The organism is Streptomyces sp. NPDC093149 (assembly GCF_044754145.1).
In the GTDB taxonomy this organism is placed as follows: Bacteria; Actinomycetota; Actinomycetes; order Streptomycetales; family Streptomycetaceae; genus Streptomyces.
The window spans coordinates 1232907-1258882 of sequence record NZ_JBIVON010000001.1; the positions used below are offsets into that span (position 1 = coordinate 1232907).

Consider the following 25976-nt stretch of genomic DNA (forward strand, 5'->3'; position numbering starts at 1 on the left):
CTACGCCTCCCCAGCCGTTCCATGCAGGCCGGGCCGCCCTTCGTCGCGCAAGTCACATCGGAAGGCGGGTTTCGGCGCAGGAAATGGCGGGAAACAAGCATGGTTCCGCCTCGCTCCGGGTACGCGGGGCCGCGGCTACGACCCCTTGGACCGTACCCATGGAAGAGAACGCGTAGAACGTGCCCTTCCGGTTCGAACCCTATGTCAACCTCGCGGTTGTGGGATCCCCGGAAGAGTGACCTGGATGCGACACCCGCGAGCGGATTCGGCCACACCGATCCGTCCGCCGTGCAGATCCACCGCCCAGCGGGCGATCGCCAGGCCCAGACCCGTACCGCCGTCGCTGCCGGGGCCGTGCGGGGACGGCACCTGGCCGCGGTTGAAACGCTCGAAGACCCGGTGCCGCTCGGACTCCGGGATGCCCGGACCCTCGTCCAGTACCTCCAGCGCCAAGGACTCCGGCCCGGCGCCCCGCCGGGCCAGCACCGTGACCCGGCCGTGCGGCGGGCTGTGCTTGACAGCGTTGTCGACCAGATTGGCCACCACCTGGTGCAGCCGTTCCGCGTCCGCGTGCGCGGTCAGCTCGGGCGGCGACACGTCCAGATGCAGATGCACGTCCGTGCGGGTGTGGTTGCCGGAGCCGGAGGGCAGCCGGCGGTGCGAGGCGGCGAGATTCGCCTCCTTCAGCACACCCGACAGATACGGCCACACCTCGAAGCGGCGGGCCTTCAGCGTGACCACCCCGTTGTCCAGGCGGGACAGGTCCAGCAGTGTCTCCACCAGCCTGCCGAGCCGCTCGGTCTGTTTCAGCGCCGTGCGCATCGTCTCGGGATCGGCCGAGGACACCCCGTCCACGACGTTCTCCAGCACGGCTCTCAGCGCCGCGATGGGTGTCCGCAGCTCGTGCGACACATTGGCCACCAGCTCCTTGCGGTGCCGGTCCACGGCCTCCAGGTCGTCCGCCATGCGGTTGATCGTCTGGGCCAGGTCGCCGAGCTCGTCACGCCGGTCGGCGCCGCTCACCCGTCTGGTGTAGTCGCCGTGCGAGATGGACCGGGCCACGGTCGTCATCTCGTCCAGCGGTGCCGTCAGGCCATGTGCCACGAACTGGGTGATCAGCAGGGTCGCGATCACCGAGAACACCGTGATGAAGCGCAGCTCGGTCCTGGTGCGCAGGGCCACCATCAGCAGCCCGGTGGTGATGAACACCGACACCACCACGAGCGTGCCCAGCTTGGCCTTGACCGAGAAGGGACGCAGTCCGGAACCGGGCCGGGTCATGGTGCAGGGGTCTCCAGGGCGTAGCCGACACCGTGCACGGTACGGATCCGCTCCGCACCGATCTTCCGGCGCAGCGCCTTGATGTGGCTGTCGACCGTACGGGTGCCGGAGGCGTCCGCCCAGTCCCAGACCTCGGCCAGCAGCTGCTCCCGGGAGAGCACCGCACGCGGCGTGTTGGCCAGGCAGACCAGCAGGTCGAACTCGGTCGGGGTGAGGTGGACGTCGTCGGCGCGCACCCGGACCCGGCGCTGCGCGTGATCGATCTCCAGCTCGCCGAGGCGCAGTATGCCGCTGCGCGGTGTGACCGCGGCCAGTGCGGCGCGCTCGACCCGGCGCAGCAGGACGTGCACCCGCGCCGCCAGCTCACGCATCGAGAACGGCTTGGTCATGTAGTCGTCGGCGCCGACCCCGAGGCCGACCAGCATGTCGGTCTCGTCGTCCCTGGCGGTCAGCATCAGCACCGGCACCGGCCGCTGGGCCTGCACGCGACGGCAGACCTCCAGTCCGTCGAAGCCGGGGAGCATGATGTCGAGCACCATCAGATCGGGCTGCCACGCCTCGGCCGCATCCACGGCCGCGGGCCCGTCGAGTGCGGTCTGCACCAGAAAGCCCTCGGCCCGCAGCCGGGCGGAAATGGCATCGACGATCGTGGCGTCGTCCTCGACCACCAGCACCCGGCGCTGCGCGCCCGGGGTGGCCGCGACACCGTTGTGGGTGGTGTGTGTCTGTTCCATCGCCCCGCCCCTGCCCGCTCTCACGGGGGCCATTCCCCCGGAGGCGCGGTCTTCGCTTGTGGATGTCATGGGTGATCCCGTCACCGGTCAGCAGCGTAAAGGCAGCGGACCGCTCTCGGCTACGCAGGGTGTAACGGCTTCGGTGCAATGAAAGTGGCGGAGTGTCGGCCTTGTGGCGCTTGGCCCCGGGCGTCCGGGGGGAGCGGACACCCGAGGGCCCTATCGGTCTGTCCGAAGTGCGAGATGAACCACGTCCGGAACACCTCGGGCAACGCTTACCTCTTCGGTTCTTACCCCACTGAATCCGGCATTCCGCAAGGCTTGTTCGAACTCGGCGGACGGTTGTGCGGACCACACTGCGAGAACGCCGCCCGGTGTCAGCCGCTCCCGGCAGTCCGCCAGGCCGGCGGGGGAGTACAGGCTGGTGTTGTCCTCAGTGACGGTCCAGTCGGGCCCGTTGTCGATGTCCAGGCACAGGGCGTCGTAACGGTCCGTAGTCGTGTGCAGGTACGAGACGAGATCCGTCGTCAGGATCGCGGTCCGCGGATCGGCGAGCGCCGCCCCGGAGATCGCGGCCAGCGGTCCCTCCCGGTGCCAGTCCACGATCGCCTGCTCCCGCTCGACGACGGCGATCCGCCCCCATCGCGGCTCGTCGGCGGCGCGGGCGAGAGAGAAGCCGACCCCGAGACCCCCGATGAGTACCGACGGGGCCGTCCGCCCGGCGGGCAGAGCGGCCAGCGCCGCGTCGATCAGCAGCCGCTCGGAACGCCCGTCCGAGGTGTCCATCAGGAAGCACCCGTTGGCGATGATCTCGAAGTCGTCGCCCCGCTCCCGCAGCACGACCTCGCCGTACGGGCCTTCACGGCGGTCGAGTGTGACAGGGGCGAGAGCGTCGGGGCCGTGGATGTCGGGCATGGTGCGGATCTCCGGTGCGTGGCGGACACGGTCCCCGCCATCCTGTCCGGTCGACGCGGTCGGCGGCCAGCGCATTGCCGAGGGGGTGCGCCGGTGGGGCGCCGCCCCGGGCCTCGGGGGTGCGCCGTCGAGGAACATGCCCCTCGGGGAGCGTAAGCGCATATAAGAGGACGGAAGAATGGTGTGGCCGACGCCCGGCGCGCAGCGATGGCCCGTTTTCGGCCACCTCGTGTGGCTCACGCCATGGACGACGTGGGGGACGATCGCGGAGGGTAGGACGTTGTTTTGGGGGGCTTGTACGGAAAGGGGCCTCGCGCGGTGCATCAGGGTACGGACAGAGCGGCTGGCGAGGAACACCACGAGGCGCCGCCGCTCGACGCCATACCGCGTCAGCGCCGCACGGGAGAGGGCGCCCCTCCTCCGGCCCGGCAGGCCCCGAAGGCCCGCGATGCGCACGAGGCCCGCGATGCGCACGAGGCCCGCGATGCGCGCAAGGCGCGCCTTCGGCTGCGGATGCTGCCGACGCCCACCGGCACCCCGTTCACCTTCGGCTATCTGCTGGTGCTCGTCGGTACGTCCCTCTTCATGGAGTTCGCCGACCAGGACACCGTCTCCGCGGTCCTGCGCGCGTCGAGCACGGATGTCGCGCATCTCGGCGAGACCCCGCTGCTCGTCCTGGCCGCCAGTGCCCTCTGGGTCGTCGGCGGGCTCACCTCGCCGTACGTCATCGGCTTCGCTCTCGTGCTGACCGCCCTGGAGCGTCGCATCGGGGGGTGGCGCACCGCCGGGGTGTTCCTGCTCGGCCATGTCGTGGCGACGCTCGCCACGGAGATCCCGGTCGGGCTGTCCGTGGTGGCCGGTCACCTGCCGGAGTCCTCGCTGCACCGGCTCGACTACGGCATCAGCTTCGGGCTGATGGCGAGCGTGGGCGCCCTCGCCGGGCTGCTCGTGCCATGGCTCCGGGTGGTGGTGCTCGGCGGCGTCGGCGCGATGCTGCTGCAGGATCTGTTCGAGCTGAGCAGCCCCCTCACCGACTGGGGGCATCCGCTGGCGCTGCTGCTGGGTGTGGCCTGCTGGCCGCTGTTGCGCCGGGTCGTCGCGGCCCGGGGCGTGGCGATCAGGGCCCACCGTGCACCGCGAGGTGTCCGGCTGCCGGCCAGGGCACCAGACCGTCGATGAGCATCACCAGGACGGCCGGATCGGCGGAGGGGGCGCGGCCCGAGGGCGCGGCCACCCGCATCTGCCCGATCCGCGCCGGACGGTCCGGGCAGTGGCGGGCGAACACCTCGGCCGACTCCACCGGACCGCTGGTCCAGCCACCCCACTGCGGCATGACCGGGGTGTGAAGCCCGACCGGGCGGACGATGCGGCGGGCGGAGTCGCGGCCGAGGTTTCGCCCGCCGCCGGTGGCGGCCTCGGCGGCCCTTCGCCGCCGGCGGGGGAGCGAGAGGTGGAGCAGCTCCCCGTCGGTCTCGCGGGCGAGCAGCGGAGTGGCGCCGGCACTCTGCCCGCTGCCCGGTGCGGCTGCCGCACGGTTTTCCGGGGGTTCCGCTTCTCCGGCGGCCCGGCCGGAGCGCCGACGGAGCAATCGATCACCGCCCGTGGGACTGAAGCGGAGGCGCGCGAGGTTCACCATGTACAGGCCCGCGGCCGGGACGGGCCCGTCGGATCCGTGAGCGGCGAGTGCCTCTCGGTGATCGCTCACAGCGAACGTGCCCCGGGGAACAATGGGCGGCTCAGGAGCATTGAGTCTTCATAGCTCAACTTGACTGCTGAAGGGGAGATCATGGCTACCGAGTCCAATGCGGTCACTCCGCTCGCCCTGCCTGTGCTGCCGCTCGACGACGAAGTCGTGCTGCCCGGGATGGTGGTGCCTCTGGACCTGTCCGACACCGATGTGCGCGCCGCCGTGGAGGCCGCGCAGGCCGCGGCCCGCGAGGGGGGCGGCAAGCCCGAGGTGCTTCTGGTGCCGCGGATCGACGGGACGTACACCGGCACCGGTGTCATCGGCACCGTCGAGCAGGTCGGACGGCTTTCGGACGGAGATCCGGGCGCGCTCATCCGCGGCCGTGGCCGGGTACGGATCGGGGCCGGGACCAGCGGACCGGGGGCCGCGCTCTGGGTGGAGGGGACCCGGGTCGACGCGGTCGTCCCCGACCCTTCCCCAGCCTCGAACAAGCTCGGCCGGGGAGGCCCCATGCCCGGAGCCGCCGCCGAGCTGGTCAAGGAGTACAAGGCACTCGCCACCAGCTGGCTGAAGAAGCGCGGGGCCTGGCAGGTCGTGGACCGGGTCCAGCAGATCGAGGACATCTCCGCACTCGCCGACAATTCCGGATACTCACCCTTCCTCACCACTGCCCAGAAGGTGCAGCTCCTGGAGACCGTGGACGCGGTCGCCCGGTTGAAGCTCGCCATCCAGTGGCTCGGCGAGCACCTCGCCGAGCAGGACGTCGCCGAGTCCATCGCCAAGGACGTCCAGGAGGGCGTCGACAAGCAGCAGCGCGAATTCCTGCTGCGGCGGCAGCTCGAAGCCGTACGCAAGGAGCTCTCCGAGCTCAACGGGGACCCGGGGGACGAGTCCGACGACTACCGGGCGCGCGTCGAGGCCGCCGATCTTCCCGAGCACGTCCGCGAGGCGGCGCTCAAGGAGGTCGACAAGCTGGAGCGTTCGTCCGACCAGAGCCCCGAGGGCTCCTGGATCAGGACCTGGCTCGACACCGTCCTCGAACTGCCCTGGACCGAGCGGACCGAGGACGCCTACGACATCCGCGGGGCCCAGGAGATCCTCGACGCCGAGCACGCGGGCCTGCAGGACGTGAAGGAACGCATCACCGAGTACCTGGCGGTCCGCAAGCGGCGTTCCGACCGCGGCCTCGGCGTCGTCGGCGGGCGGCGCGGCGGCGCCGTGCTGGCGCTGGTGGGGCCTCCGGGCGTGGGCAAGACCTCGCTCGGCGAGTCCGTCGCGCACGCCATGGGACGCAAGTTCGTCCGCGTCGCGCTCGGCGGTGTGCGGGACGAGGCGGAGATCCGCGGCCATCGGCGTACCTACGTCGGCGCCCTGCCGGGGCGTATCGTGCGGGCCGTCAAGGAGGCCGGTTCGATGAACCCGGTCGTCCTGCTCGACGAGATCGACAAGGTCGGCTCGGACTTCCGGGGCGACCCGGCCGCCGCCCTCCTCGAAGTCCTCGACCCGGCCCAGAACCACACCTTCCGCGACCACTACCTGGAGGTCGAACTCGACCTCAGCGACGTCGTGTTTCTGGCCACCGCCAATGTGCTCGAAGCCATCCCGGAAGCCCTGCTGGACCGGATGGAACTGGTTCGGCTCGACGGCTACACCGAGGACGAGAAGGTCGTCATCGCCCGCGACCACCTGCTCCCGCGCCAGCTGGAGCGGGCCGGTCTGGAGGAGGGCGAGGTGACGCTCGACGAGTCCGCGCTGCGCAAGCTGGCCGGCGAGTACACCCGTGAAGCGGGCGTACGGAACCTGGAGCGGGCCGTCGCCCGGCTGCTCCGCAAGGTCGCGGCCCAGCACGAACTGGGCGACCGGGAGCTTCCGTTCACGGTCACCGAAGCGGATCTGCGCGGCCTGATCGGACGGCCGCACCACGTCCCCGAGTCCGCCCAGGACCCGGCCGAGCGCCGGACCTCGGTGCCGGGCGTGGCCACCGGGCTCGCGGTGACCGGAGCGGGTGGCGACGTGCTGTTCGTGGAGGCGTCGTTGGCCGACCCGGAGACCGGGGCTTCCGGACTGACCCTGACCGGTCAGCTCGGCGACGTGATGAAGGAGTCCGCGCAGATCGCGCTGAGCTTCCTGCGGTCGCACGGCGCGGAACTGGAACTGCCGGTCGCGGACCTGAAGGACCGCGGCGTGCACATCCACTTCCCCGCGGGCGCGGTCCCCAAGGACGGCCCGAGCGCCGGCATCACCATGACGACGGCACTGGCCTCGCTGCTCTCCGGACGGCTGGTCCGTACGGATGTGGCGATGACCGGTGAGGTCTCGCTGACCGGACGGGTGCTGCCGATCGGCGGCCTGAAGCAGAAGCTGCTGGCCGCGCACCGGGCCGGGATCACCACCGTGGTGATCCCGAAGCGGAACGAGGCCGACCTGGACGATGTTCCGGCCGAGGTCCTGGACACCCTGGAGGTCCACCCGGTGACGGACGTCCGCCAGGTGCTGGAGATCGCTCTCGCGCCGGTCTCCGCGGCCAGGCCCGAGGAGAGGATCCCGGCCGCGGCGTAGCCGCCACGGCGTGACGGACGTGGCACCACGTGCGCGACCGGTACGGACGGCCTGCCTCCCCGGCAACGGGTGGGCGGGCCGTTCCGCGTGTGCGGGCGGGCGGGTCGGCCCGTGAAGGCCGCGCGGCGAGCGGCGCACCGAAGGCCGCGACGGCCGGCGACTTCCCCCGCGGGAAGCGTGCGTGCCAGGGCGGCCGCCCGGTCGAAGGCCACCCGACAGGCTCTCAGGGGCGGTAGATCGTCCCCGGGACGGGCTCGGCGGGCGCCATCAGCTGCGGGACGGTGACAAAGGTGTAGCCCTGCTTCTTCAGCGCGTCGATGATGCCGGGCACCGCGGGCACCGTCCCCTTGTAGATGTCGTGCAGCAGGATGATGCCGTCCTTGCTCGCCTGGTCCAGGATGCGCTTCTCGATCAGCGCCGAGTCGGTGGTGGAGTAGTCCTTGGCGGTGGCGCTCCACAGGATCTGGGAGAGCCCCAGGTCCTTGCTGATCCCCGAGACGGTGTCGTCGGTACGGCCCTGCGGCGGGCGCATCAGCCGCGGCTTCTTGCCGGTGATCTCCGCTATCGCGTCCTGCGTCTTCTCCAGCTCGGCGCGTATCTCGGCGGGCTTCTTGTCCGTCAGGATCTCGTGGGACCAGGTGTGGTTGGCCACCTCGTGCCCCTCGGCCGCGAGCCTGCGCACGGTGTCGGGGTGCTTCTTGACGTGGTTCTTGCCCAGCAGGAAGAAGGTCGCGTGCACCTTCCTCTCCTTGAGGACGTCCAGCAGGTGCGGGGTGTCCTCGCCCGGTCCCGCGTCGAAGGTCAGCGCTATGCACTTGGCCTTGCGGCAGTCCACCGGGCCGAAGGAGCCCTTGGCGTCGGAGCCCGCGTCGCCACGCGCCGAGGCCGGTGCGGTGGTCTGCATGGAGCAGCCGCTGAGCGTCAGGGTGAGTGCCGTCACAAGGGCAGCGGCCAACCCCGCACCGATCGACTTCGTCTTCATGGGCAAGGCGGGTCACTCCTCCGTGGCTGAACAGGGCGTGCGATGTGCGGCGGAGAAGGACTATACACACAGCGTATACACCGGATTCATAGGGGTGTCCGGCGCCCGCTCGGGGGCCGAACGGCCTGGTCATGGGCGCGAACAGGGCGGAGCCCCCGGTGATTGGGTGGGTCACCGGGGGCTCGGTCGTGCGAAGCGGTGTGCCGCGCGGCAGCGGCGGGCCGGCTCAGCCGTTGGCGAGGGCCTGTACGCGGTCGAGCGCGCCGTTGAAGTGGCTGTGGTCGCCGACGTACGGGCCGGACGAGGTGTACTGCCACATCGTGTAGTAGCCCCAGCCGGCCGGGAGTTCGCCGACCGTGCTGTTGTACCGGGCCACCCACAGCGGGTTGGTGGTGCCGAAGCTCGCGTTGTTCCCGGTGCAGGTCTGCCACCAGCTGGTCGCGGTGTAGATGACCGCGTCGCGTCCGGTGCGCGCCTTGTAGGTGTTCACGAAGTCACGGATCCAGGACACCATGGCGGCCTGGCTCAGGCCGTAGCACTGGGCGCCGTAAGGGTTCCACTCGATGTCGAGCGCGCCCGGCAGGGTCTTGCCGTCCTTGGACCAGCCGCCCCCGTGGTCCACGAAGTAGTTGGCCTGGACGGCGCCGCTCGTGGTGTTCGGGGTGGCGAAGTGGTACGAGCCCCGGATCATGCCGACGTTGTACGAGCCGTTGTACTGCTGGGCGAAGTACGGGTTCGTGTAGTAAGTGCCCTCGGTGGCCTTGGTGTAGGCCCACTTCACGCCGCTGTTCCAGAGGGTCGGCCAGTCGACGTTGCCCTGGTAGCTGGCGACGTCCACGCCTTCGGTCTGGGCGGCGAGGGTGTTGCGCGGCAGTTCGCCCTGGCCGTCGTGGGCGGCGACGCCCATGCCCATCGTGGCCGTGCCCCGCGCGGGCTTCTTGGCCGCGACGGCGGAGTCGTGGGTGCCCGCGGCGCTCGCCGCGCCGGGCAGGGTGAGGAGGAGGGAAAGGGCTGCGAGCAGGGTTCCGGCCGCCGCGAAGCGCGAGCGGCGGGACGTTCCGGATCCGGATCTGAGCACCGGCATGTGAGTGCCTCCGAGGCCTTGGTGGGGGGACGCGCTGATCCCAGGGGGCGTCGGGCGCACCCCTGTCGGCATGTCATGGTGTGGACATGCCATGCATGACGCTACGCACGTAGACCTGTGCTGCGGAAGGGGGCCTGGGCGCCGCCGTTGGTCTACGCCTGCGAAATACTGGCCAAGCTGCGGCGATGACCAGCGGCGAAAGAAACTTTCAGCGGCAGGAAAGCTAATGAGGGGTGTTGACGTGCACGGGAGCGAAAGCGGCAGTGAACCCGGCGCGACCGGAGAAAGTGGTGTGGACCACGCATTCCTGGCCCTGGAGCGGGAGTTGGCCGTATTTCTGCGGCGGGCGCGGGCCAACTCCGGCGAAATGGCGCGCGAGGTACACCCCGAACTGGAGGCCGCCGCGTACGGACTTCTCGTCCGGCTGGAGTCGGCCGGACGGCAACGGGCCACCGATCTGGCCGCCTACTTCGGCGTCGGCAAGGCGACGATGAGCCGTCAACTCCGCGCCCTGGAAGACCTCGGACTGGTGGCGCGCGAGCCCGACCCGGCCGACGGCCGCGCTTATCTCGTCCACCTCACCGCCGAGGGGCTGGCCCGCTATCGCAGCGTCCGCGACGCCCGCCGCGAGCGCTATGTGCGCAAGCTCGCCGACTGGGACCGGGCCGAGGTGGCCGAACTGGCCCGGCTGCTGCATCACCTGAACGCCCGCGCCGAGGGTTGACGTCCGCGCCTGCCCGCTCCCGGCGGCGCGCCCCGTCCCGGTACGGCGTCACAGCACCGCGTAGACCGCCGTCGCGTCGTCATGGGTCTTGCTGCGGCGCAGCCGTGTGCGCTCCGTGTCCGCGTCCTCCAGGGCCCGGACGCGGTCGATCAGCCCCTGCGTCCCCTCCTTGCGGAGCACCCCGAGGCAGTCCGCCCAGTCGCCTTCGCGGAACATCTCGGTCCAGCGGGCCGCCCCGTCGGTCAGTGCGGCGAGCGCCCGCACCCGGGCGACGGGGGTGCGCCCGGTGACCGCACGGGCCGCCACGGACGGGTCCGCGGCGGCGGTGAAGAAGCCGCCCTCCTTGTTCCGCGCCTGTGCGTCGGCGATCGCCTCGCCGGCGAGCGCGCCCGGTGGCAGGCGGTCCAGCCGGTCGTCGAGCAGGGGGCGCACGCTTCCGTCGGGCGCCTCGAACAGCAGGACGGAATCGGACAGTACGAGGTGCTCGATCTCGCGTTCGTCCCAGCGCGCCATGACGACCGTCGCCTGCGGTGTCCGTACGTGAGAAAGGTCACACAGGTGGCGGTGCGCGTCGGCGGTGCGCCGAATGGACTCGGCCAGGATCTCCTGGAGGGTCAGATCCCGCCGCGAACCGGACAGTTCGACCAGCGCGCCGCCGAGCCGTGCGGTGAACCAGGGCACCGAGTGCACACAACCGTCGTCACCTCTCGGCGGGGTCACCCCGTCGAGCAGGACCAGCGCCCCGCCCTGGCCCGAAGCGGGGACGGTGGTGGCCGCCCAGTCCTCGTTCGGGCGGTCGGGGCTGCCGGCGACGGTGGCGAGTTCGATGCGCATGCGGTCAGTCTGCACGATGTCTTCACGGGCCCTGCATGGATCAGAATCGGCCTGTACCGCCAGGTCAGGCGGGTGTCCCGAACGGAAGGAATGGCTCCGGGCGGCGTGCGGGCGGGCATCCTGCCAAAGCCGGGGCGGAAGTTCCAGCCGAAGCTCCAGGTGTGCCGCGCGCGCCTCGGGGGGAGACTTGTTCGTCAACTCCGGAGTGTTGTTCACTCGTTCAGGTGGCGGAGTGGTTGATGCGCGCCCCCCTCTCAAAAGCACTGGAATGGTCAGAAGCCGTACAGGGGTCGGGGTGCTCGTTCACATGTGATCGTGCGTCACCTCTGCTTCAAGGGCGGACGAGTCAAGATTGCGAGCACCGGTGCAGAAGAAGCGGCCTCGGAGCAAGGGCAGCAAGCACAGCGGTTCCGGGGTGACGTCACCGGTACCCGCCGAGAGCGAGGGCACCCGGCGCACCGTGCGCGTACGCAGCCGGCTGGTCGCCGGTGTCGCGGTGGTCGGTATCACCGTCATCGCCGCGGGCGCGCCCGCGGCCCTCAGCGCTTCCTCGGACCTGAACGAGTCGCAGCGGCTGGTCACTCTCGCCGAGCTGAACCAGCAGGCCATCGCGCTCGCGCACGCCCTCGCGGACGAGCGTGACGAGGTCACCGCCTACATCGCGGCCGGCCGTGACGAGCAGTCCGGCCCGGCGTCGAAGGGCAAGGGCGACTCCGGCAGCCGGAGCGCCCGCGTCGATCAGCAGGTGGACGAGATCAGGGACGCGGCCCCGGCCGCGCTGCGCCGCGATCTCTCGACCATTCCCTCGCTGCGCCGCGACGCGCTCAGCGGCAAGGGCTCGGCACTGCAGGCCCACCAGGCGTACACCGAGGTCATCACCAAGCTCCACGACCTCGCCGACGAACTCGCCGAGAAGACCCCGCCGCGCGCCGCCGGGGCCACCCGCGCGCCGCTCGCGCTCGGCCGGGCCACCGAGCAGGCCTCCGCCACCCGCGGGCTGCTGCTCGCCGCGCTCTCCGTGCCCCGTCCCGTCACGACCCCGCAGATCGACCCGATCACCGGGCTGCCCGTCCAGGCCCAGGACCAGGGCAGCAGCAAGGACGACCGCACCCGTGACGAGCTGAGCGCCGCCGCCCAGCAGGCCCGCGTCGGCGAACTCGCCTCGCTCGCCGACTTCGACCAGGTCGCGGGCACCACCGCCCGCGACAAGCTGTCGTCCACCGTCACCGGCCCCGAGGTCGACAGCGCGGAGAAGTACCTCAACTCCCTCACCGACCGCCCCGAGCTGTCCGAATCCGACCAGCAGACCAACAGCAAGAAGGTCGCGGCGGCCCTCTCCGCCCGGATCGACCGGATGCGGGGCGTCGAATCCGCCCTCGGCACCGCACAGGTCCAGCGCCTGGAGCAACTGCGCGACGACGACGTCACCGCGCTCGAACTGCGGATCGCGCTGCTCGGCGGTTGTCTGCTGATCGCCGTCGGTGTCTCCACCGCCGTGGCCCGCACCCTCACCCAGCCGCTCGCCGTCCTGCGGATCGGTGCCGCCCGCCTCGTCGCCGAGCCCGACAACGCCGAACCGATCCGCTACACCGGCCGCAACGACGAGTTCGCCCAGGTCGTGCGGTCCATCAACGCCCTGCACGGCAAGCTGCACGGCCTGCTCCACCAGTTCAACGGCCGCTTCGAGAGCCTGCAGAACGAGCGCGCCGAGCTGATCGCCGGACGCGAGGCCCTCACCGTCCAGCGCGCGGAGCTCCAGGTCCTGACCGCCGACCTGACCGCCCAGCTGGAGCAGCTGAAGAACACGGTCCAGCACACCTTCGTCAACCTCTCGCTGCGCAGCCTCGGCCTCGTCGAGCGTCAGCTCGGCGTCATCGAGGGCCTGGAGGAGAAGGAGCACGACCCGGAGCGGCTGGCCACCCTCTTCAAGCTCGACCACATGGCCACGGTCATGCGCCGGCACAGCGAGAACATGCTGGTACTCGCGGGCGCCGAGCACGGGCACGGGCACGCGGGCCCGATCCCGCTGGTCGATGTGGCGCGCGCGGCGGTCTCCGAGATCGAGCGGTACGAGCGGGTCACCATCCAGTCCCTGCCGCCGCACGCCCAGATCGCCGGTTTCGCCGCCGACGACCTCAGCCACCTCATCGCCGAACTCCTGGAGAACGCCACCTCCTTCTCGCCGCCGGACTCCTCTGTCCAGCTCTCCGGCTGGCTGCTGGAGACGGGCGAGGTGATGCTCTCCGTCCAGGACGAGGGCATCGGGATGTCGGCCGAACGGATGGGCGAGCTCAACGCCCGGCTCGGCGACCCGACGCTCTTCGACATGGGTGAGGGGGACGACAAGTCGGCGCCCGGGTCCGGACTCGGCCTCCAGGTCACCTCGCTGCTGGCCGCGCGCCACGGCGTACGGGTCCAGCTGCGCGACCACAAGGGCAGCGGGGTCACGGCCGTCGTCGTCCTGCCCAAGGTCCTGCTGCCGAAGGCCCCCCCGGCCGCCACACCGCCGCCGGTGACGGTACCCGGGGAAGCGCCCGCGCTGAACCTGCCGGGGTCGGTCGCCGAGGCCAACTCCAACGCGCTGCCGACGCGCACGCTCGCCCTGCCCGACGACCCGCTGATCGCGGCGGCCGAGCAGACGATCCGCGAGGCCGGCGTCGCTGCCGAGCCCGAGCCCGAGGCCGACGCCGCTGTCGAGCCCGAGGCCGGTCCCGAGCCCGGACAGGCGGCGGACGCCGTGCCCGCTCCGACCGCCGTCGAGACCGAGGCCGAGACCACGATGCAGGTCCGGCTCCCGGTGGCGCCGGAAATCGCGGACGGCCCCGAGCCCACGACGCCGGACCCGTACGCCATCGGCCCCGACCGCCATGAGCGCACCGTCGACGAGTCCGCGGAGCCCCGTACCGCCCCGGAGCCCGCGGCACACACCGCTCCGGTCCCCGCGCCCGCCCCGGAGCCGTACATCGCTCCGGCCCCCGCGCCCGTCGCCGACGCCCTGCCGGGCCCCCGGCAGCCGGAGCAGCAGTCGCAGCCGCAGCAGGAACGCATCACGGACAAGGGGCTGCCCAAGCGCACTCCCAAGGTCGTGAAGCCCGCCACGGCACCCGCCTCCGAGCGCAAGGGCAGCCTGGACAAGGAGGCCCTGCGCCGTCGGCTCGGCGGCTTCCACCAGGGCGCGAAGGACGGCCGTCGGGACGTCGAGGCGGAAATCGCCGAGATGACGGCGACCCAACCGTTCCCCGGAACCGCCGTACACGCCGGACGCCCCGCGCATACCGACCGCAGTGACCCGGCCGACCGCAACGACGGCCGAACCGATGAGACGGGGGACACAGTCGAGGAGGCACGCAGTTGACTGCGCCCAGCACATTCGGGCTGAGTACCGAGGCCCGGAACCTTCACTGGTTGCTCAGCAATTTGGTGGAGGAGGTGCCAGGGGTCCACTCGGTCACCGTCGTCTCGTCCGACGGACTGATGCTGCTCTCCTCCGACCCCGGCCACCAGACCGCCCGCGTCACCGGTCGGCAGGACGGTCCCAGGGGCTCCAGCGCCGACCTGGCGACCATCGTCTCCGGCATCGGCAGCCTCACCTCCGGCGCCGCCAAGCTGATGGACGGCGGTGGCGTCAAGCAGACCATGGTCGCCATGGACGAGGGCAGCGTCTTCGTCATGTCGATCAGCGACGGCTCGCTGCTCGGTGTGCACGCAACCCCGGACTGCGACATGAGCGTCATCGCGTACCACATGGCGCTCTTCGTCGGTCGAGCCGGACACGTACTCACCCCCGAACTCCGCAGTGAACTGCGCAAATCGATGGAGAGCACCCAGTGACGTCCGCTGCTGAACCCGCCCGCAGGCTGCCCGTCCGCGGGTCCGACCGAAGGCCCGCACGGGTCCGCCCGTACTCCCTCACCGGCGGCCGCACCCGCTTCGGCCACGTCCTGCTCGTCGAGACGTTCGTCGCCGCGCTCGAAGCACCCGAGGAACGCCGTGAACTGACCAACGGCAACCTGGCCACCCGCGTCATGCCGGAGCTCCAGGCCATCGTCGAACTCTGCCGCCGGATGCGTACGGTCGCGGAGATCTCCGCCCTGTTGAAGATGCCGCTCGGTGTGGTCCGGGTGCTGCTCAGCGACTTGGCCGACCAGGGAAAGATCCGCGTGTACGGGACCGGTCACGGCACCGGCCAGCCCGACCGCGCACTGCTCGAAAGGGTGCTCAATGGACTCCGCCGTCTCTGAGTCGCCACTCTTCGCCCCGCGCCAGCCCGGGGCCAAGGACCAGGCCGAAGAATCGCTGCAGGCCTGGCAGTTGGATCACACCAGGGCCCCCATCGCCACGAAGATCGTGGTCGCGGGCGGGTTCGGCGTGGGCAAGACGACCTTCGTGGGGTCGGTCTCCGAGATCACTCCGCTGCAGACCGAAGCGATGATGACGCAGGCCAGCGAGGAGACCGACGATCTCACCGCGACGCCCGACAAGGTCACCACGACCGTCGCGATGGACTTCGGCAGGCTCACGCTCGACGACGACCTCGTGCTGTACGTGTTCGGCACGCCGGGCCAGCAGCGTTTCTGGTTCATGTGGGACGACCTGGTGCGCGGTGCCATCGGCGCCGTCGTGCTCGCCGACACCCGGCGGCTCGCGGACTGCTTCCCCGCGCTCGACTACTTCGAGAGCTGCGGACTGCCGTACATCGTCGCCGTCAACCACTTCGAGGGCACACCGGGATACGAGGCCGAGGACGTCCGGGAGGCCCTGACCGTACCTCCGCACGTACCAGTTGTGATCATGGACGCGCGTAACAGGATCACTGTCGTCGAGTCGCTGCTGGCCCTCGTCGGTCACGCCCTCGACGCCACCCCGGCCTGACGGCCTCCCCCACGACAGGGAGTGGATCGGCGAGCGGCGTCTTGCGGCTTCGACTGCAAGGCGGAGGAAGGAATCGGATGGGGCCTCCCCTGCTCGAACGCAGCTGAGAGCTTGGGGAAGGGGCGTCGTCGACCGACGACAACGCCGCAAGCGGAGTCGCATGACGTCGGGAGCCCGCTCCCTGTCGTGGGGGAGGCCGTAAGGGCCTTTCGTACGGATCGGGCCGGACCGGTGAGCGGTGCCCACGAGCCCGGCATGATCCAATCGAGAGGCCCCGGGAGCGCGCCGAAGCCCCCTCCCGGCTCGCACGTCACACGTAACGGAGAACCGCGATGCGGAAGATACTCATAGTCGGAGCCGGCCAGTCCGGTCTCCAGCTCGCCCTCGGACTGCAGTCCAGAGGCTACGAAGTCACCCTGATGTCCAACCGGACCGCCGACGAGATCCGCTCCGGCCGGGTCATGTCGACGCAGTGCATGTTCCACACGGCGCTGCAGTACGAGCGCGACTACCAGCTCAACTTCTGGGAGTCCCAGGCCCCGCGCATCGAGGGCCTCGGCGTCTCGGTCGCCGCGCCGGACTCCTCGCGCGCCGTCGACTGGGTCGGCAAGCTCGACGGCTACGCCCAGTCCATCGACCAGCGCGTGAAGATGGCCGGCTGGATGGAGACGTTCGCCCAGCGCGGCGGACAGCTCGTCATCCACGGCGCCGCCGTCTCGGACCTGGACTACTTCTCCCGCACCTACGACCTGGTGATGGTCTCCGCGGGCAAGGGTGAGCTGGTCTCCATGTTCGGCCGGGACGCGTCCCGTTCGCCGTTCGACGCCCCGCAGCGCGCCCTGGCCGTCGCGTACGTCCACGGCCTGGGCCCGCGCCCCGAGCACCCCGAGTTCGACGCGGTCCGCTGCAACCTGGTGCCCGGCGTCGGCGAGCTCTTCGTGATGCCGACCCTGACCACCTCCGGCCGCGCCGACATCCTGTTCTGGGAAGGCATCCCGGGCGGCCCGATCGACGCGTTCCAGGACATCAAGGACCCCTCCGAGCACCTCGCCAAGACGCTGGAGCTCATGGAGCGTTTCCTGCCCTGGGAGTACGCCCGTGCCACCAAGGTCGAACTGACCGACGCCAACGGCACCCTGGCGGGCCGTTACGCCCCGACCGTCCGCAAGCCGATCGGCCGGCTGCCCGGCGGCGGGCTGGTCCTCGGCGTGGGAGACGTGGTCGTCGCCAACGACCCGGTCACCGGCCAGGGCTCCAACACGGCCTCCAAGTGCGCGAACTCCTACCTGAACTCGATCATCGAGCACGGTGACCGCGAGTTCGACGCCGAGTGGATGCAGGCCACGTTCGACCGGCACTGGGAGAACACGCAGCACGTCGTGAAGTGGACCAACGCGATGCTCGGTGTACCGCCGGAGCACGTGCTGAACCTGATCGGCGCCGCCGGCCAGCTCCAGCCGGTCGCCGACCGCTTCGCCAACGGCTTCAACAACCCGGCGGACTTCGAGAACTTCTTCTTCGATCCGGAGAAGACCAACGCGTACCTCGCCGAGGTGTCGGGCGCCGCGTAAGGGCCCGACCTGCGAAGCGGCGGTCGACGTCGGTGAACGTCGGTGTCCGTGGGCCGCCCTCGGACGGCCCACGGACGGCCCGGTCGTCGGGCGGACCGCCACCCGCCGTGAGCCGGGACCCGGCGAGGGCACCACGGACCGGGGCTCATGCGGGGCGTCACGGCATCCCCGCGTACCGTGCAGCCTTCCCGCTAATATCACCGCTCCGACATGACCAGGACAACCACGGTCAAGGTGGGCGGCATGCAGGAGATCAGGGTTCCCGACGACAGCACGGCAGAGACCATGCGCTCGGCCGCCCGCGCCCGCGAATGGGGCTCGCCCCGGCACACAGCCGGCGCCCGGGAACACCCCGGCTCCTGGGGGCGGGTGCTGGTCACAGGGTTCTTCGCCGTCCTGCTCGGCGGCCTCACCACCTGGGGGCTGGTCGCCGCCCGGGACGACCTCATCGCACCCCTCGTCTTCGCCTTCTCCTTCGGCTGCATCCTGACCCTGATGCTGGTGTGGGCCACCGTGAGGCAGAGGCCCGGCCCGCCCCGTCCGGCGCAGTGGATCGCCGTGTACGACGCCGGACCGGTGTACTGCGTGGAGGGCGCCGGACAGGCGCCGGCACTGGCGTGGGACGAGATCGAACGGGCCGAGCACAAGGTCGTCGAGGTGAAGGACCGGCTCGGCAGGACATTCCGTACCGTGCACTCCCTGACGGTGCAGCCGCTGCCGAACCCCCTGCGGCGCGGATCGATCGTTCTGCCGGGAGGCTTTCCGCGGGCGGAGACGATCGCCGCCCTCGTGACCGACCGGGTGCGGGAGAGCCGAGGTCAGTCCTGATCGCGGCCCGGGAGCGGGCCGCGCGCTGATCCGCCGCGGATCACGGGACAGCCCTCAGGCCTGGGGCGCCGACGACGAGCTGTACCCCGAGTCCGAGCCCGCGGAAGCACTCTGCGGGAGCTGCGGCAGCCGGTAGGCGGAGAGCGGCTCGCTCCGCGGATCCGGCCGTACGGCGCCCAGCAGCGGATTCGACGCCACGGGCGAGACCTTCACCTGGGAGCCGGGCCGGGGCGCCTGGACCACCAGCCCGTTGCCGATGTACAGCGCCACATGAGTGGCCTTCGGGAAGTAGATCACCAGGTCGCCGGGGCGCAGCGCGTTCAGCGGCACCTTCGGCAACTGCCTCCACTGTTCCTGCGAGGTCCGCGGAATGACCCGGCCCGCCTTCGCCCAGGCCCGCGAGGTGAGCCCCGAGCAGTCGAACGAGTCCGGCCCCTCCGCGCCCCACACGTACGGCTTCCCGATCTGCCCGATCGCGTACTTCACCGCCGCGCCGCCCGCCTCGGACGGTGGTCTGGTCGAGGACAGGGCGCCCGAGGTGACCAGGGCGCCCTGAGCCTTCGCCATGCCCTGCTGCTCCAGCCGGGACAGCTCGGCGAGCTGCGCGGCGGAGAGCGTGGCCAGTTTCGTCTCGACGGTCCTGAGCCGCGACCGTACGTCGTCCCGCTGTTTCCTCTGCCTCGCGGCCAGGAGCTGCTGCTGGTCCAGTACCTTGCGGGATTCGGTTGCCAGGTCATGGGCGCGTTTCTCGGCACCGGTGAGCCGCTTCACGGTCGCCGCCCGCTCGGCCGCAGCACGCCGCAGCACATGCTCCTGGTCCAGGAGGTGCTCGGGATCGCGGGCGAGCAGCAGCTGCATGTACGAGGAGAAGTCGGACCGCCCCTGGTACTGCTCCCGGGCCAGCTGCCCCGCCTGGTCGTGGCTGTCGGACAGCGCGCTCCGGGCGGCGGCCAGGGAGGCGTTGAGCCGTTTCGCTTCCGCCGTGCGCTTCTTCAGCTCCGCCGCGGTCCCGTTGTACGTCTCGGTCGCCTCCTCGGCCTGCTGGTACAGCTTCTGGAGCTGGGTCAGCAGCTGGGCGACGTTCTTGTTCGCGGCTGTCGGGCCAGGGGCGGCGGACGGTTTCGCGCTGCCGCTCCTCACGGGGTCCGGGGCCACCGGCGCGGCGGCTGCCTGCGGGGCCACGAGGAGCGTGGCCAGGGCTGCGGTGGAGACCGCACACAGGACTCTGCCCGACACGACATCACCTCCGTCGGCGGGGCGAATCATGAAAATGCCCCAAAAGTGAGCGCAACGGAACAATACGGTCACTCGGTGCCGGGGGATGCAAGAACCCCGTGGTGTGGCGGCCCGGGGTTCGCCCGGAAGGCGGCGAGCGGATGCGGTCCCAGGGGTTTCGGGCAGGGGCTGTCCTTCTTCCGGAACGGAACGGACCGGGGCGCGTTCGGTCCGAGCCGGACCGGATCGGGGCAGCCGTCAGGCCACCGGGAACGCGTAGAAGATCCGGTCGCGCCGGACGACGACCGTTCTCCCGGTCGCCAGCACCCGGTACGGCGCGGTGACCGTGGGCCCCTTCGGGTCCTGGGACCCGATGTCCTGGAACTTCCACAGCCGCCGCCCGTCCTCCGCCGCGAACGCCGTGACCTGGGCCGTGTCCGCGGCCAGCAGCGTCTTTCCGGACGTGCTGAGCGTCACCGCGGGGGCGGCGGGGCCGGGTGCCGCCTCCGTCGAGCGCCGCCAGCGCAGCCGTCCCGTCTCCCGCTCGACCGCCCCCACTTCCTGGTTGCGGTTGGTGGTGTGCAGCAGGGTCCCGGAGGCGACGGAGGTCCCGTACGCGGTCCCGGTGGTGCCGTTCACCGTCCACTTCGGCTTGCCCTCCGGGAGTTCGAACGCCTGGAGGTCGTCGCCCACCGCCGCGTACACGACGCCACGGTCGTCACCCGTCGCCGCACCGTCGGGCGCGACCGTGCCGAACGACCTGCTCCACAGCAGCTTCCCGGTCTTCCGGTCGAAGCCCCGGAAGACGGCCTTCCCCTTGGCGGACTTCACGTCGGCGGAGGTGAGGGTGGCCGGGCTCTGACGTACGACGAGGTCGTCGCGCCCGACCGCGATCAGCCGGTGGACGGGGGCGGCGGGGCCGCGTCCGGTGGGTACGACGGTCCGCCACAGCTCCTTGCGCCGCAGGATGTCGTAGGCGAAGAGATAGGACCTGACCACCTTCTGGTCCTTGCCGCGCTTCTTGCCCTTCTTCGGGGGCGGGGCCTTGACGGTGACTTCGTTCGAGCCGGTGAACCAGACCACCGGTCCGGAGCCGCCGACGATCTCGGCCATCGCGAGATTCGGCACCCCGCTGAACTGGTCCGCGTAGCCGACCCGGTGGGCCACCTTGCCGTCCTTCGGCGACAGCCACAGGAACTCGGACGGGCCGGCGACGAAGCAGAGGTCCTTCCCGGCCGGCAGTGCGGCCTGCCCCTTGGCGGCGTCGGCGCTCTCCCAGACCCGGCGCCCGGTGCGCAGATCGACGCCGGCGGCACCGTTCTCGCCGGTCAGCACGAGCAACCGGTCGTTCCAGAGGGCGGCGGTGAGCGGTGACGGTTCGGCCGCCGGGTGCGTGTACACCCAGCGCGGCTGCGGGGGCAGTCCCGCGACGGCGGGGCCGCTGCGGCTCGGTACGGGCTTGGGGTCGTCCGTCGTGCCGCCGTCCCCGGATCCGAACGCGAGCGCCCCGCCTCCGCCGACGACCAGTCCCGCGGCCCCGGCGGCGAGCCCGATGAACAGACCGCGCCGGTCGACGGCGGGGGAGGGCGCGGGCGCGGGGCGAACCGGGACCGGCAGCGGCACCGGCGGGAGTACGGCGGGGAGCGCGACGGGGGGTTCGGCGGGCGTCCCCGCGCCGGGTCCGGTGAGCTCGCGCGGAACGGACAGCTGGGTCGTGGGCCGGTCGGTCCTCGATGCCCGGTGCCAGATGTCCCCGAGCTGCGCGGTACGGGTGTCCTGGGCGGGGAGGGGCTCCGCGGCCGGGGCGGGGCCGTGGGCGGCCGGGCCAGCCGTCGCGTCCGAGGGCGTGGTGACGGGAGCGTCGGCGGGCTCACCGGCCGGGACGGCGTCCTCGGGTCCGTCGACGGCCCCGTCGGCCGGTCCGCGCACCGGCGCGTCGACCGGATGGGCGGAAGCCGTCAACTCCTCTGCTCGTACGCCCTGTTCCTTCACCGCGGCCGCCACCCGCCCGGGCAGCCAGCCATCCTTCGCCGAACCTGCCGCTCCCTCCAGGGCGAGTTCCGCCGCGACCGTTCCCGCGGTCGGCCGGTCGGCCGGGTCCTTCTCCAGACAGCGGGCGATCAGGCCGCGCAACTCCGTGGGAACCGCGCCGAGTTCGGGTGCGGTGCGGGCGATCCGCTCGGCCCCCTCGGCGGCCGGGCCGTCGGCGAGCGGCGTCGTGCCCGTCGCTGCGTACGCCAGCAGCAGGCCCAGCACGAAGAGGTCGGAGGCCGGCCCGGGTTCCTCGCCCTCGACCTGCTCCGGGGTGAGATAGCCGAGTCGTACGGACAACTGCCCACCGGGCCGGGCCTCGGCGGCTGCCGCGGCGCCCAGCGGGCCGAACGCGGTGAGCCGCGGCCCGTCCTCGGCCAGCAGCACCGTTCCGGGGGCCAGGCCCTGGAGCACGGCTCCGGTCGCGTGCACGCGCGACAGCGTCTCGGCGATGCCCGCGCCCAGTATCCGCACGGCACGCTCGGGGAGCGGACCCGTGATCTCGATCGCCTCGGCGAGCGTCAGAGCGGGGGTGTAGGGGACGGCCGTCCACGGCGGGACGTCGTCCGTGTCTTCGGGACCGCCCGGCGGCGGCTGGATCCAGCCGTCGGCCAGCCGTTCCGCGGTGCGGGCCTCCGCCTGGAAACGGCGCCGGAAGGCGGGCAGCGCGGCGAGTCGGGGGCGGGCGGCGGTCACCACCACGGGTCTGTCGTCGGCCGGGTCGTGTGCGAGGTACTGCACGGCGCTCGCGGTCTCGCGGAACCGTGCCAGCAAGGCGTACGGACCGATGCGGCGTGGATCGTCCTGACGCAGCGCCTCCATGGCGCACCCCCTTGCTGACCGTGCCCGGCACCAGAGCGTCGATCTTAGACCGGCCGGCACATGGGGGGTGGAAGAAGGAGCGGGGCCGGGTGCGTGCGTCTGCAAGGCGGAGGAGGGAGTCGACGCGGAGGGGGCCCCTCCCATGCCTTTCGGGCTATGGGGGAGTTGTCGACCGACGGCAACGCCGCGGATGTGCGTGCCCGGCCCCGCGACGCCGCCCCCCATTCGCCGCTCGGTCTCGGACCGGCCGGTCCGAGCAGCCCCACGGCCGCGCGGGCCCGCCTTCCTCAGTCCGGCTTCGACCAGGGCCACTTGGGGCTGTGCCGCTCACGGCCCTCGGGGGCGTACTCGTACACCCAGCCGCGCGGGAGCCCCAGCCGCTTGGAGTGACCGGCCGGGACCCTGCGGTACGCGTACACGGTGGCGGGTCCGCCGTCGGCGGCCGGTACCGGGACCTCGTACCACTTGGGCGGATGGCCGGTCGGGCCGACGAGGACGGGCAGGACCCGCCCGTCCAGGGGGCCGCCGGTGAAGGGGGTGTTCTCGCTTCGCACCGTCCCAGTCTGACCGATCAGTTCTCGGGCAGCAGATGGGCCGCTCCGCCGACCACCGGGATCAGCCGCTGCGCCAGTTGCCCGGCCGGGCCCGCGGCGGTCTCCAGCGGCAGCAGCTCCGTGACCGTCGAGGCGGTCTCCGGGTCCGTCGCCGCCGTGGCGGCCAGCAGCACGATCAGCTGGTCGACCAGCCAGTCGCGCAGATCGGACGCGGCGGGCCGCTTCCCCTCGTCCAGCCAGATGAGGGACGCCGCCTCGACGGCCGCGATCCAGGTCCGCACCATCATCCGCAGCCGGGGCCCGGGAGCCGTGCCGTCCCGGCCCAGGTGCAGCAGGATCTGCTCGGCCGCCGCCCGCCGTACCTCGTCGACGATCGCCGTCGTACGGGAGGTCCCGACGACACTGCCGCCGCGCAGCAGCGCGCTGAACCCGGCGTCGTGCTCGTCGACGAAGGCGAGATAGCGGTCGAGCACCCGCTGCACACGCTCGGTCGGCGGTCCCGCGGGCGGCTCGCCGAAACACAGGATCAGCTTCTCGGCGGCGGACCGGAGCGCGGCCTCGTACAACTGCTGCCGCCCGCCCGGGAAGTAGCGGTAGACGAGAGGGCGGGAGACCCCGGCGACCGTCGCCACCTCGTCGAGCGAGACCTCGTCGGGGGCCCGGTGGGCGAAGAGGGTGAGTGCCGCACCGAGGAGCTGGGTGCGGCGTTCCTCGACGCTGAGCCTTCGGTAGGCGCGGGTCGGCGGGGTTGTGGCGGCGGAGGTCATATGTCGAAGCCTAAGGGCCGTCCGTAACCCCCGGCGGGCGCACGACGACGGCTACGGCACCTCGCCGCGTCCTCGGAACGCCCGCACGCATCCGGTGTCCGGACGTCCCTTCGCCTCAGAGCCTGTCGGGTGACCTCAGGCCAGCAGGCCCGAGCTCTTCCACAGCCTGCGCCCCACCCCGTTGAGCACCCCGATGTCGTCGAGGAAGTCCGTCAGCCGCTTCGCGCCGCTCTGCATCACCTCCGCCCGATGGCCGCTCGCCTTCACCTGGGCGACGGCCTCGCGCCGGTCCAGGCCGACGTTCTCGTAGGCCTGTGGATTGATGAAGCAGACGCTGAAGACCCGGGCCGCTTCGCCGCAGCTCACCCGGGTGAGCTCGCGCTCCCAGCGAGGGGCGGTCACCATCTGGCGGCGCAGCTCCTCGCGGGCGTACCGGACGTGCCGGGCCTCCTCGACGACATGGATGCGGGTCACCCCGCGCACCAGCGTCTGGACGCGCTCGTCCGGGAACGTCAGCCGCTGCATCCAGTCGAGGATCTCCTCGCCGAGCAGGGTCGCCGCGAACGAACCGGGCGTGGTGGAGATGGTCTTCAGTACGCGTGCGAGGTTGTGATAGACGCGCGGCACGGGGTAGTCGGGCGTCCGGCTCCACTTGATCATGCGGCCGAACATCATCGAGTGCCGGCACTCGTCGGCTATCTCGGTGAGTGCGTATCGGACGTGATTGCTGGTCGGCGGCTTGTCATAGATGTGCCGGACCAGCAGCTGCATGAGGATGATCTCGAACCAGATGCCCAGCGAGGCCAGTGATGCCGCCTCGTGCCGGGACAGGTCCATCCGCTGCTCCTCGGACATCTTCCGCCACAGCGGGGTGTCGTAGAGCGAGACGAGCTCGGGCGGCCAGAACCATTTGCCGTTCTCGATCGGCGCGTCCCAGTCGAGTTCCTTGTCCGGGTCGAACGAGTGCTTGGCCGAGGATTCGAGCAGCCGCTCGGCGATCTGTTCGCGGTCCCGGAGCGGGCCGAGTGCGTCGCGGAGCAATCGCACATCGCGTTCGGACACTGTCGTCATGGCTGGGGGCACCTCACATGTGGGTTACCTGCGGTCACTTCTTATGAGACTGCTCGTCAGCAAGGCCGTCAATCCCTTGCGCGCTACTTGTTGACCCGGTGTCTAGCAACGTGTGAACCTGCCAACTGAGGCAACCGCCGCGGAACTTATCGGAGCACGCAAGGCGAAGGAGCCGTCCGTGTCGACACACGACCTCTACACCACCGCCCCCGACACGCCGCTGTGGCAGGTGCCCGCCTCCGGCGCCGCCCGCTTCAGCTGGGACTACGACGACGGCCGCGAACGCCTGCTCGCCCTCTACCAGAAGGGCAAGGACAAGCAGTGGGACGGCAACAAGCGCATCGACTGGTCCCTCGAGGTCGATCCCGCCGACCCGCTCGGCACCCCCGACGAGGCCCTCACCCTGTACGGCACCCCGCACTGGGCGAAGATGACCGAGAAGGACCGGGGCGAGCTGCGCAAGCACTACACCGCCTGGCAGTTCAGCCAGTTCCTCCATGGTGAGCAGGGCGCCATGGTCTGCGCGGCCAGGATCGTGGAGTCCGTGCCCGACCTGGACGCGAAGTTCTACTCGGCGACCCAGACCATGGACGAGGCCCGGCACGCGGAGGTCTACGGCCGGTTCCTGCACGAGAAGGTCGGGATGCTCTACCCGATCAACGACAACCTCCAGGGGCTGCTCGGCGACACCCTGCGCGACTCGCGCTGGGACATGCCGTACCTCGGGATGCAGGTCCTCATCGAAGGGCTCGCCCTGGCAGCGTTCGGCATGATCCGCGACACGACGAACAAGCCGCTGCCCAAGCAGATCCTGGCGTACGTCATGCAGGACGAGGCCCGGCACGTCGCCTTCGGGAGGATGGCGCTGCGGGACTACTACAAGCAGTTGAGCGACGCCGAACTGCGCGAACGCGAGGAGTTCGTCATCGAGGGCTGCTACCTGATGCGGGACCGGATCCGGGGCGTCGAGGTGCTGGAGAACTTCGGCATCGGCAGGCAGGAGGCCGACGCGCTCTCGGAGCAGTCGCCGTTCCTGCAGCTGTTCCGCAAGCTGCTGTTCAGCCGGATAGTGCCGTGCGTCAAGGACATCGGCCTGTGGGGCGAACGACTTCAGAAGGCCTACGTCGACATGGGCGTCCTCGAACTCGGCGACTCCAGCCTGGACCTGCTCATGGCCCAGGACGAGGAGACCGCCGAGCAGCTCGACCGCGACCGGTTCGCGGCCGAGGAGCAGGCCAGGGTCGCCGAGGTCGAAGAGGCGATCGCGCAGGGCGTCGCGGCGGACCCGTCGGCGCAATGAGGCGGCGGCCGCGGCCGCCTGGGGGCCGCCTCGTCGGCGACCGATTTCACCGGGTCGGGGGCGTCGACGAAGTCCTTCAGCTCGGGGGAGTCCAGGGGGAATCCGAGGCGGGCTGTGTTCACCTGGGCCGGTTCATGGCCGGTGC

22 protein-coding genes and 1 pseudogene are annotated in these 25976 nt (G+C 71.2%); 10 read left to right on the plus strand and 13 right to left on the minus strand.

The features are described 5' to 3' along the window. Positions 1-204: 204 nt before the first annotated feature. The 3 genes from ACIQCZ_RS05780 to ACIQCZ_RS05790 form a co-directional block, all read right to left on the minus strand. On the minus strand, positions 205-1281 hold the full coding sequence (locus ACIQCZ_RS05780; RefSeq protein ID WP_402279972.1) for an ATP-binding protein: 1077 nt from the start codon (positions 1279-1281) through the stop codon (positions 205-207). Beyond that, on the minus strand, positions 1278-2015 hold the full coding sequence (locus tag ACIQCZ_RS05785; RefSeq protein ID WP_014154105.1) for a response regulator transcription factor: 738 nt from the start codon (positions 2013-2015) through the stop codon (positions 1278-1280). The genes ACIQCZ_RS05780 and ACIQCZ_RS05785 overlap by 4 nt, the downstream gene beginning before the upstream one ends. Positions 2016-2234: 219 nt before the next feature. After that, positions 2235-2930 (minus strand): spermidine synthase, encoded by a 696-nt coding sequence (locus ACIQCZ_RS05790; protein WP_402279974.1) that lies wholly within the window; start codon positions 2928-2930, stop codon positions 2235-2237. A gap of 318 nt (positions 2931-3248) precedes the next feature. On the opposite strand from ACIQCZ_RS05790, the gene ACIQCZ_RS05795 reads away from it, so the two are divergent. Then, a complete protein-coding gene (locus ACIQCZ_RS05795) occupies positions 3249-4109 on the plus strand; it encodes a rhomboid-like protein (RefSeq protein ID WP_402279976.1) in 861 nt (286 codons plus the stop codon). Here the strand turns inward: ACIQCZ_RS05795 and ACIQCZ_RS05800 are convergent. Next, the gene (locus ACIQCZ_RS05800; RefSeq protein WP_402279977.1) at positions 4048-4635 is read right to left on the minus strand and encodes a hypothetical protein; all 588 of its coding nucleotides are present in this window, start codon (positions 4633-4635) and stop codon (positions 4048-4050) included. The two genes, ACIQCZ_RS05795 and ACIQCZ_RS05800, sit on opposite strands and share 62 nt — an antisense overlap. Positions 4636-4716: 81 nt before the next feature. Here ACIQCZ_RS05800 and lon point away from each other — a divergent pair, with 81 nt between their 5' ends. After that, positions 4717-7176 (plus strand): endopeptidase La, encoded by a 2460-nt coding sequence (lon, locus tag ACIQCZ_RS05805; RefSeq protein ID WP_402279978.1) that lies wholly within the window; start codon positions 4717-4719, stop codon positions 7174-7176. A 223-nt stretch (positions 7177-7399) separates the two neighbouring features. Here lon and ACIQCZ_RS05810 read toward each other — a convergent pair whose 3' ends face one another. Beyond that, positions 7400-8158 (minus strand): polysaccharide deacetylase family protein, encoded by a 759-nt coding sequence (locus tag ACIQCZ_RS05810; RefSeq protein ID WP_402280242.1) that lies wholly within the window; start codon positions 8156-8158, stop codon positions 7400-7402. A gap of 226 nt (positions 8159-8384) precedes the next feature. Continuing rightward, on the minus strand, positions 8385-9242 hold the full coding sequence (locus ACIQCZ_RS05815; protein WP_376322695.1) for a lysozyme: 858 nt from the start codon (positions 9240-9242) through the stop codon (positions 8385-8387). 226 nt (positions 9243-9468) lie between these two features. On the opposite strand from ACIQCZ_RS05815, the gene ACIQCZ_RS05820 reads away from it, so the two are divergent. Beyond that, a complete protein-coding gene (locus ACIQCZ_RS05820; protein WP_389636461.1) occupies positions 9469-9966 on the plus strand; it encodes a MarR family winged helix-turn-helix transcriptional regulator in 498 nt (165 codons plus the stop codon). A gap of 48 nt (positions 9967-10014) precedes the next feature. Here the strand turns inward: ACIQCZ_RS05820 and ACIQCZ_RS05825 are convergent, their stop codons facing one another. Beyond that, on the minus strand, positions 10015-10800 hold the full coding sequence (locus tag ACIQCZ_RS05825) for a protein phosphatase 2C domain-containing protein (RefSeq protein WP_402279980.1): 786 nt from the start codon (positions 10798-10800) through the stop codon (positions 10015-10017). 364 nt (positions 10801-11164) lie between these two features. On the opposite strand from ACIQCZ_RS05825, the gene ACIQCZ_RS05830 reads away from it, so the two are divergent. From ACIQCZ_RS05830 to ACIQCZ_RS05855, 6 genes are all read left to right on the plus strand, one after another. Beyond that, the gene (locus ACIQCZ_RS05830) at positions 11165-14155 is read left to right on the plus strand and encodes a nitrate- and nitrite sensing domain-containing protein (RefSeq protein WP_402279981.1); all 2991 of its coding nucleotides are present in this window, start codon (positions 11165-11167) and stop codon (positions 14153-14155) included. Further along, complete coding sequence (locus tag ACIQCZ_RS05835) at positions 14152-14631, plus strand: roadblock/LC7 domain-containing protein (protein WP_351077866.1); 480 nt, start codon at positions 14152-14154, stop codon at positions 14629-14631. Before ACIQCZ_RS05830 ends, ACIQCZ_RS05835 begins: the two co-directional genes overlap by 4 nt. After that, a complete protein-coding gene (locus tag ACIQCZ_RS05840; protein WP_351077864.1) occupies positions 14628-15041 on the plus strand; it encodes a DUF742 domain-containing protein in 414 nt (137 codons plus the stop codon). Before ACIQCZ_RS05835 ends, ACIQCZ_RS05840 begins: the two co-directional genes overlap by 4 nt. Further along, positions 15022-15672: an ATP/GTP-binding protein gene (locus ACIQCZ_RS05845; protein ID WP_391741767.1), complete on the plus strand. Its 651-nt coding sequence runs from the start codon at positions 15022-15024 to the stop codon at positions 15670-15672. Before ACIQCZ_RS05840 ends, ACIQCZ_RS05845 begins: the two co-directional genes overlap by 20 nt. A 332-nt stretch (positions 15673-16004) precedes the next feature. Continuing rightward, positions 16005-17243 (plus strand): styrene monooxygenase/indole monooxygenase family protein, encoded by a 1239-nt coding sequence (locus ACIQCZ_RS05850; RefSeq protein ID WP_402279983.1) that lies wholly within the window; start codon positions 16005-16007, stop codon positions 17241-17243. A gap of 210 nt (positions 17244-17453) precedes the next feature. Continuing rightward, entirely contained in the window at positions 17454-18071 is a 618-nt protein-coding gene (locus tag ACIQCZ_RS05855; RefSeq protein ID WP_402279984.1) for a hypothetical protein, read from the plus strand. Between the two features lie 54 nt (positions 18072-18125). Here ACIQCZ_RS05855 and ACIQCZ_RS05860 read toward each other — a convergent pair whose 3' ends face one another. From ACIQCZ_RS05860 to ACIQCZ_RS05880, 5 genes are all read right to left on the minus strand, one after another. Further along, on the minus strand, positions 18126-19307 hold the full coding sequence (locus ACIQCZ_RS05860) for an NlpC/P60 family protein (protein WP_402279986.1): 1182 nt from the start codon (positions 19305-19307) through the stop codon (positions 18126-18128). 237 nt (positions 19308-19544) lie between these two features. Continuing rightward, positions 19545-22139 carry a PQQ-binding-like beta-propeller repeat protein gene (locus tag ACIQCZ_RS05865; protein ID WP_402279987.1) on the minus strand — a complete coding sequence of 865 codons (2595 nt, stop codon included), beginning with the start codon at positions 22137-22139 and terminating at the stop codon, positions 19545-19547. A gap of 287 nt (positions 22140-22426) precedes the next feature. After that, positions 22427-22693: a hypothetical protein gene (locus ACIQCZ_RS05870; RefSeq protein WP_376272050.1), complete on the minus strand. Its 267-nt coding sequence runs from the start codon at positions 22691-22693 to the stop codon at positions 22427-22429. 17 nt (positions 22694-22710) lie between these two features. Further along, a complete protein-coding gene (locus ACIQCZ_RS05875; RefSeq protein WP_402279988.1) occupies positions 22711-23460 on the minus strand; it encodes a TetR/AcrR family transcriptional regulator in 750 nt (249 codons plus the stop codon). A 135-nt stretch (positions 23461-23595) separates the two neighbouring features. Then, positions 23596-24531: a diiron oxygenase gene (locus tag ACIQCZ_RS05880; RefSeq protein WP_402279989.1), complete on the minus strand. Its 936-nt coding sequence runs from the start codon at positions 24529-24531 to the stop codon at positions 23596-23598. Between the two features lie 178 nt (positions 24532-24709). Here ACIQCZ_RS05880 and ACIQCZ_RS05885 point away from each other — a divergent pair, with 178 nt between their 5' ends. Continuing rightward, positions 24710-25831, plus strand: a complete 1122-nt coding sequence (locus tag ACIQCZ_RS05885; RefSeq protein ID WP_402279990.1) for a ferritin-like domain-containing protein — start codon at positions 24710-24712, stop codon at positions 25829-25831. Positions 25832-25857: 26 nt separating this feature from the next. On the opposite strand, the pseudogene ACIQCZ_RS05890 reads toward ACIQCZ_RS05885, so the two are convergent. After that, positions 25858-25953, minus strand: a pseudogene (locus ACIQCZ_RS05890) (DUF3291 domain-containing protein); the annotation flags it as partial. Positions 25954-25976 lie beyond the last annotated feature (23 nt).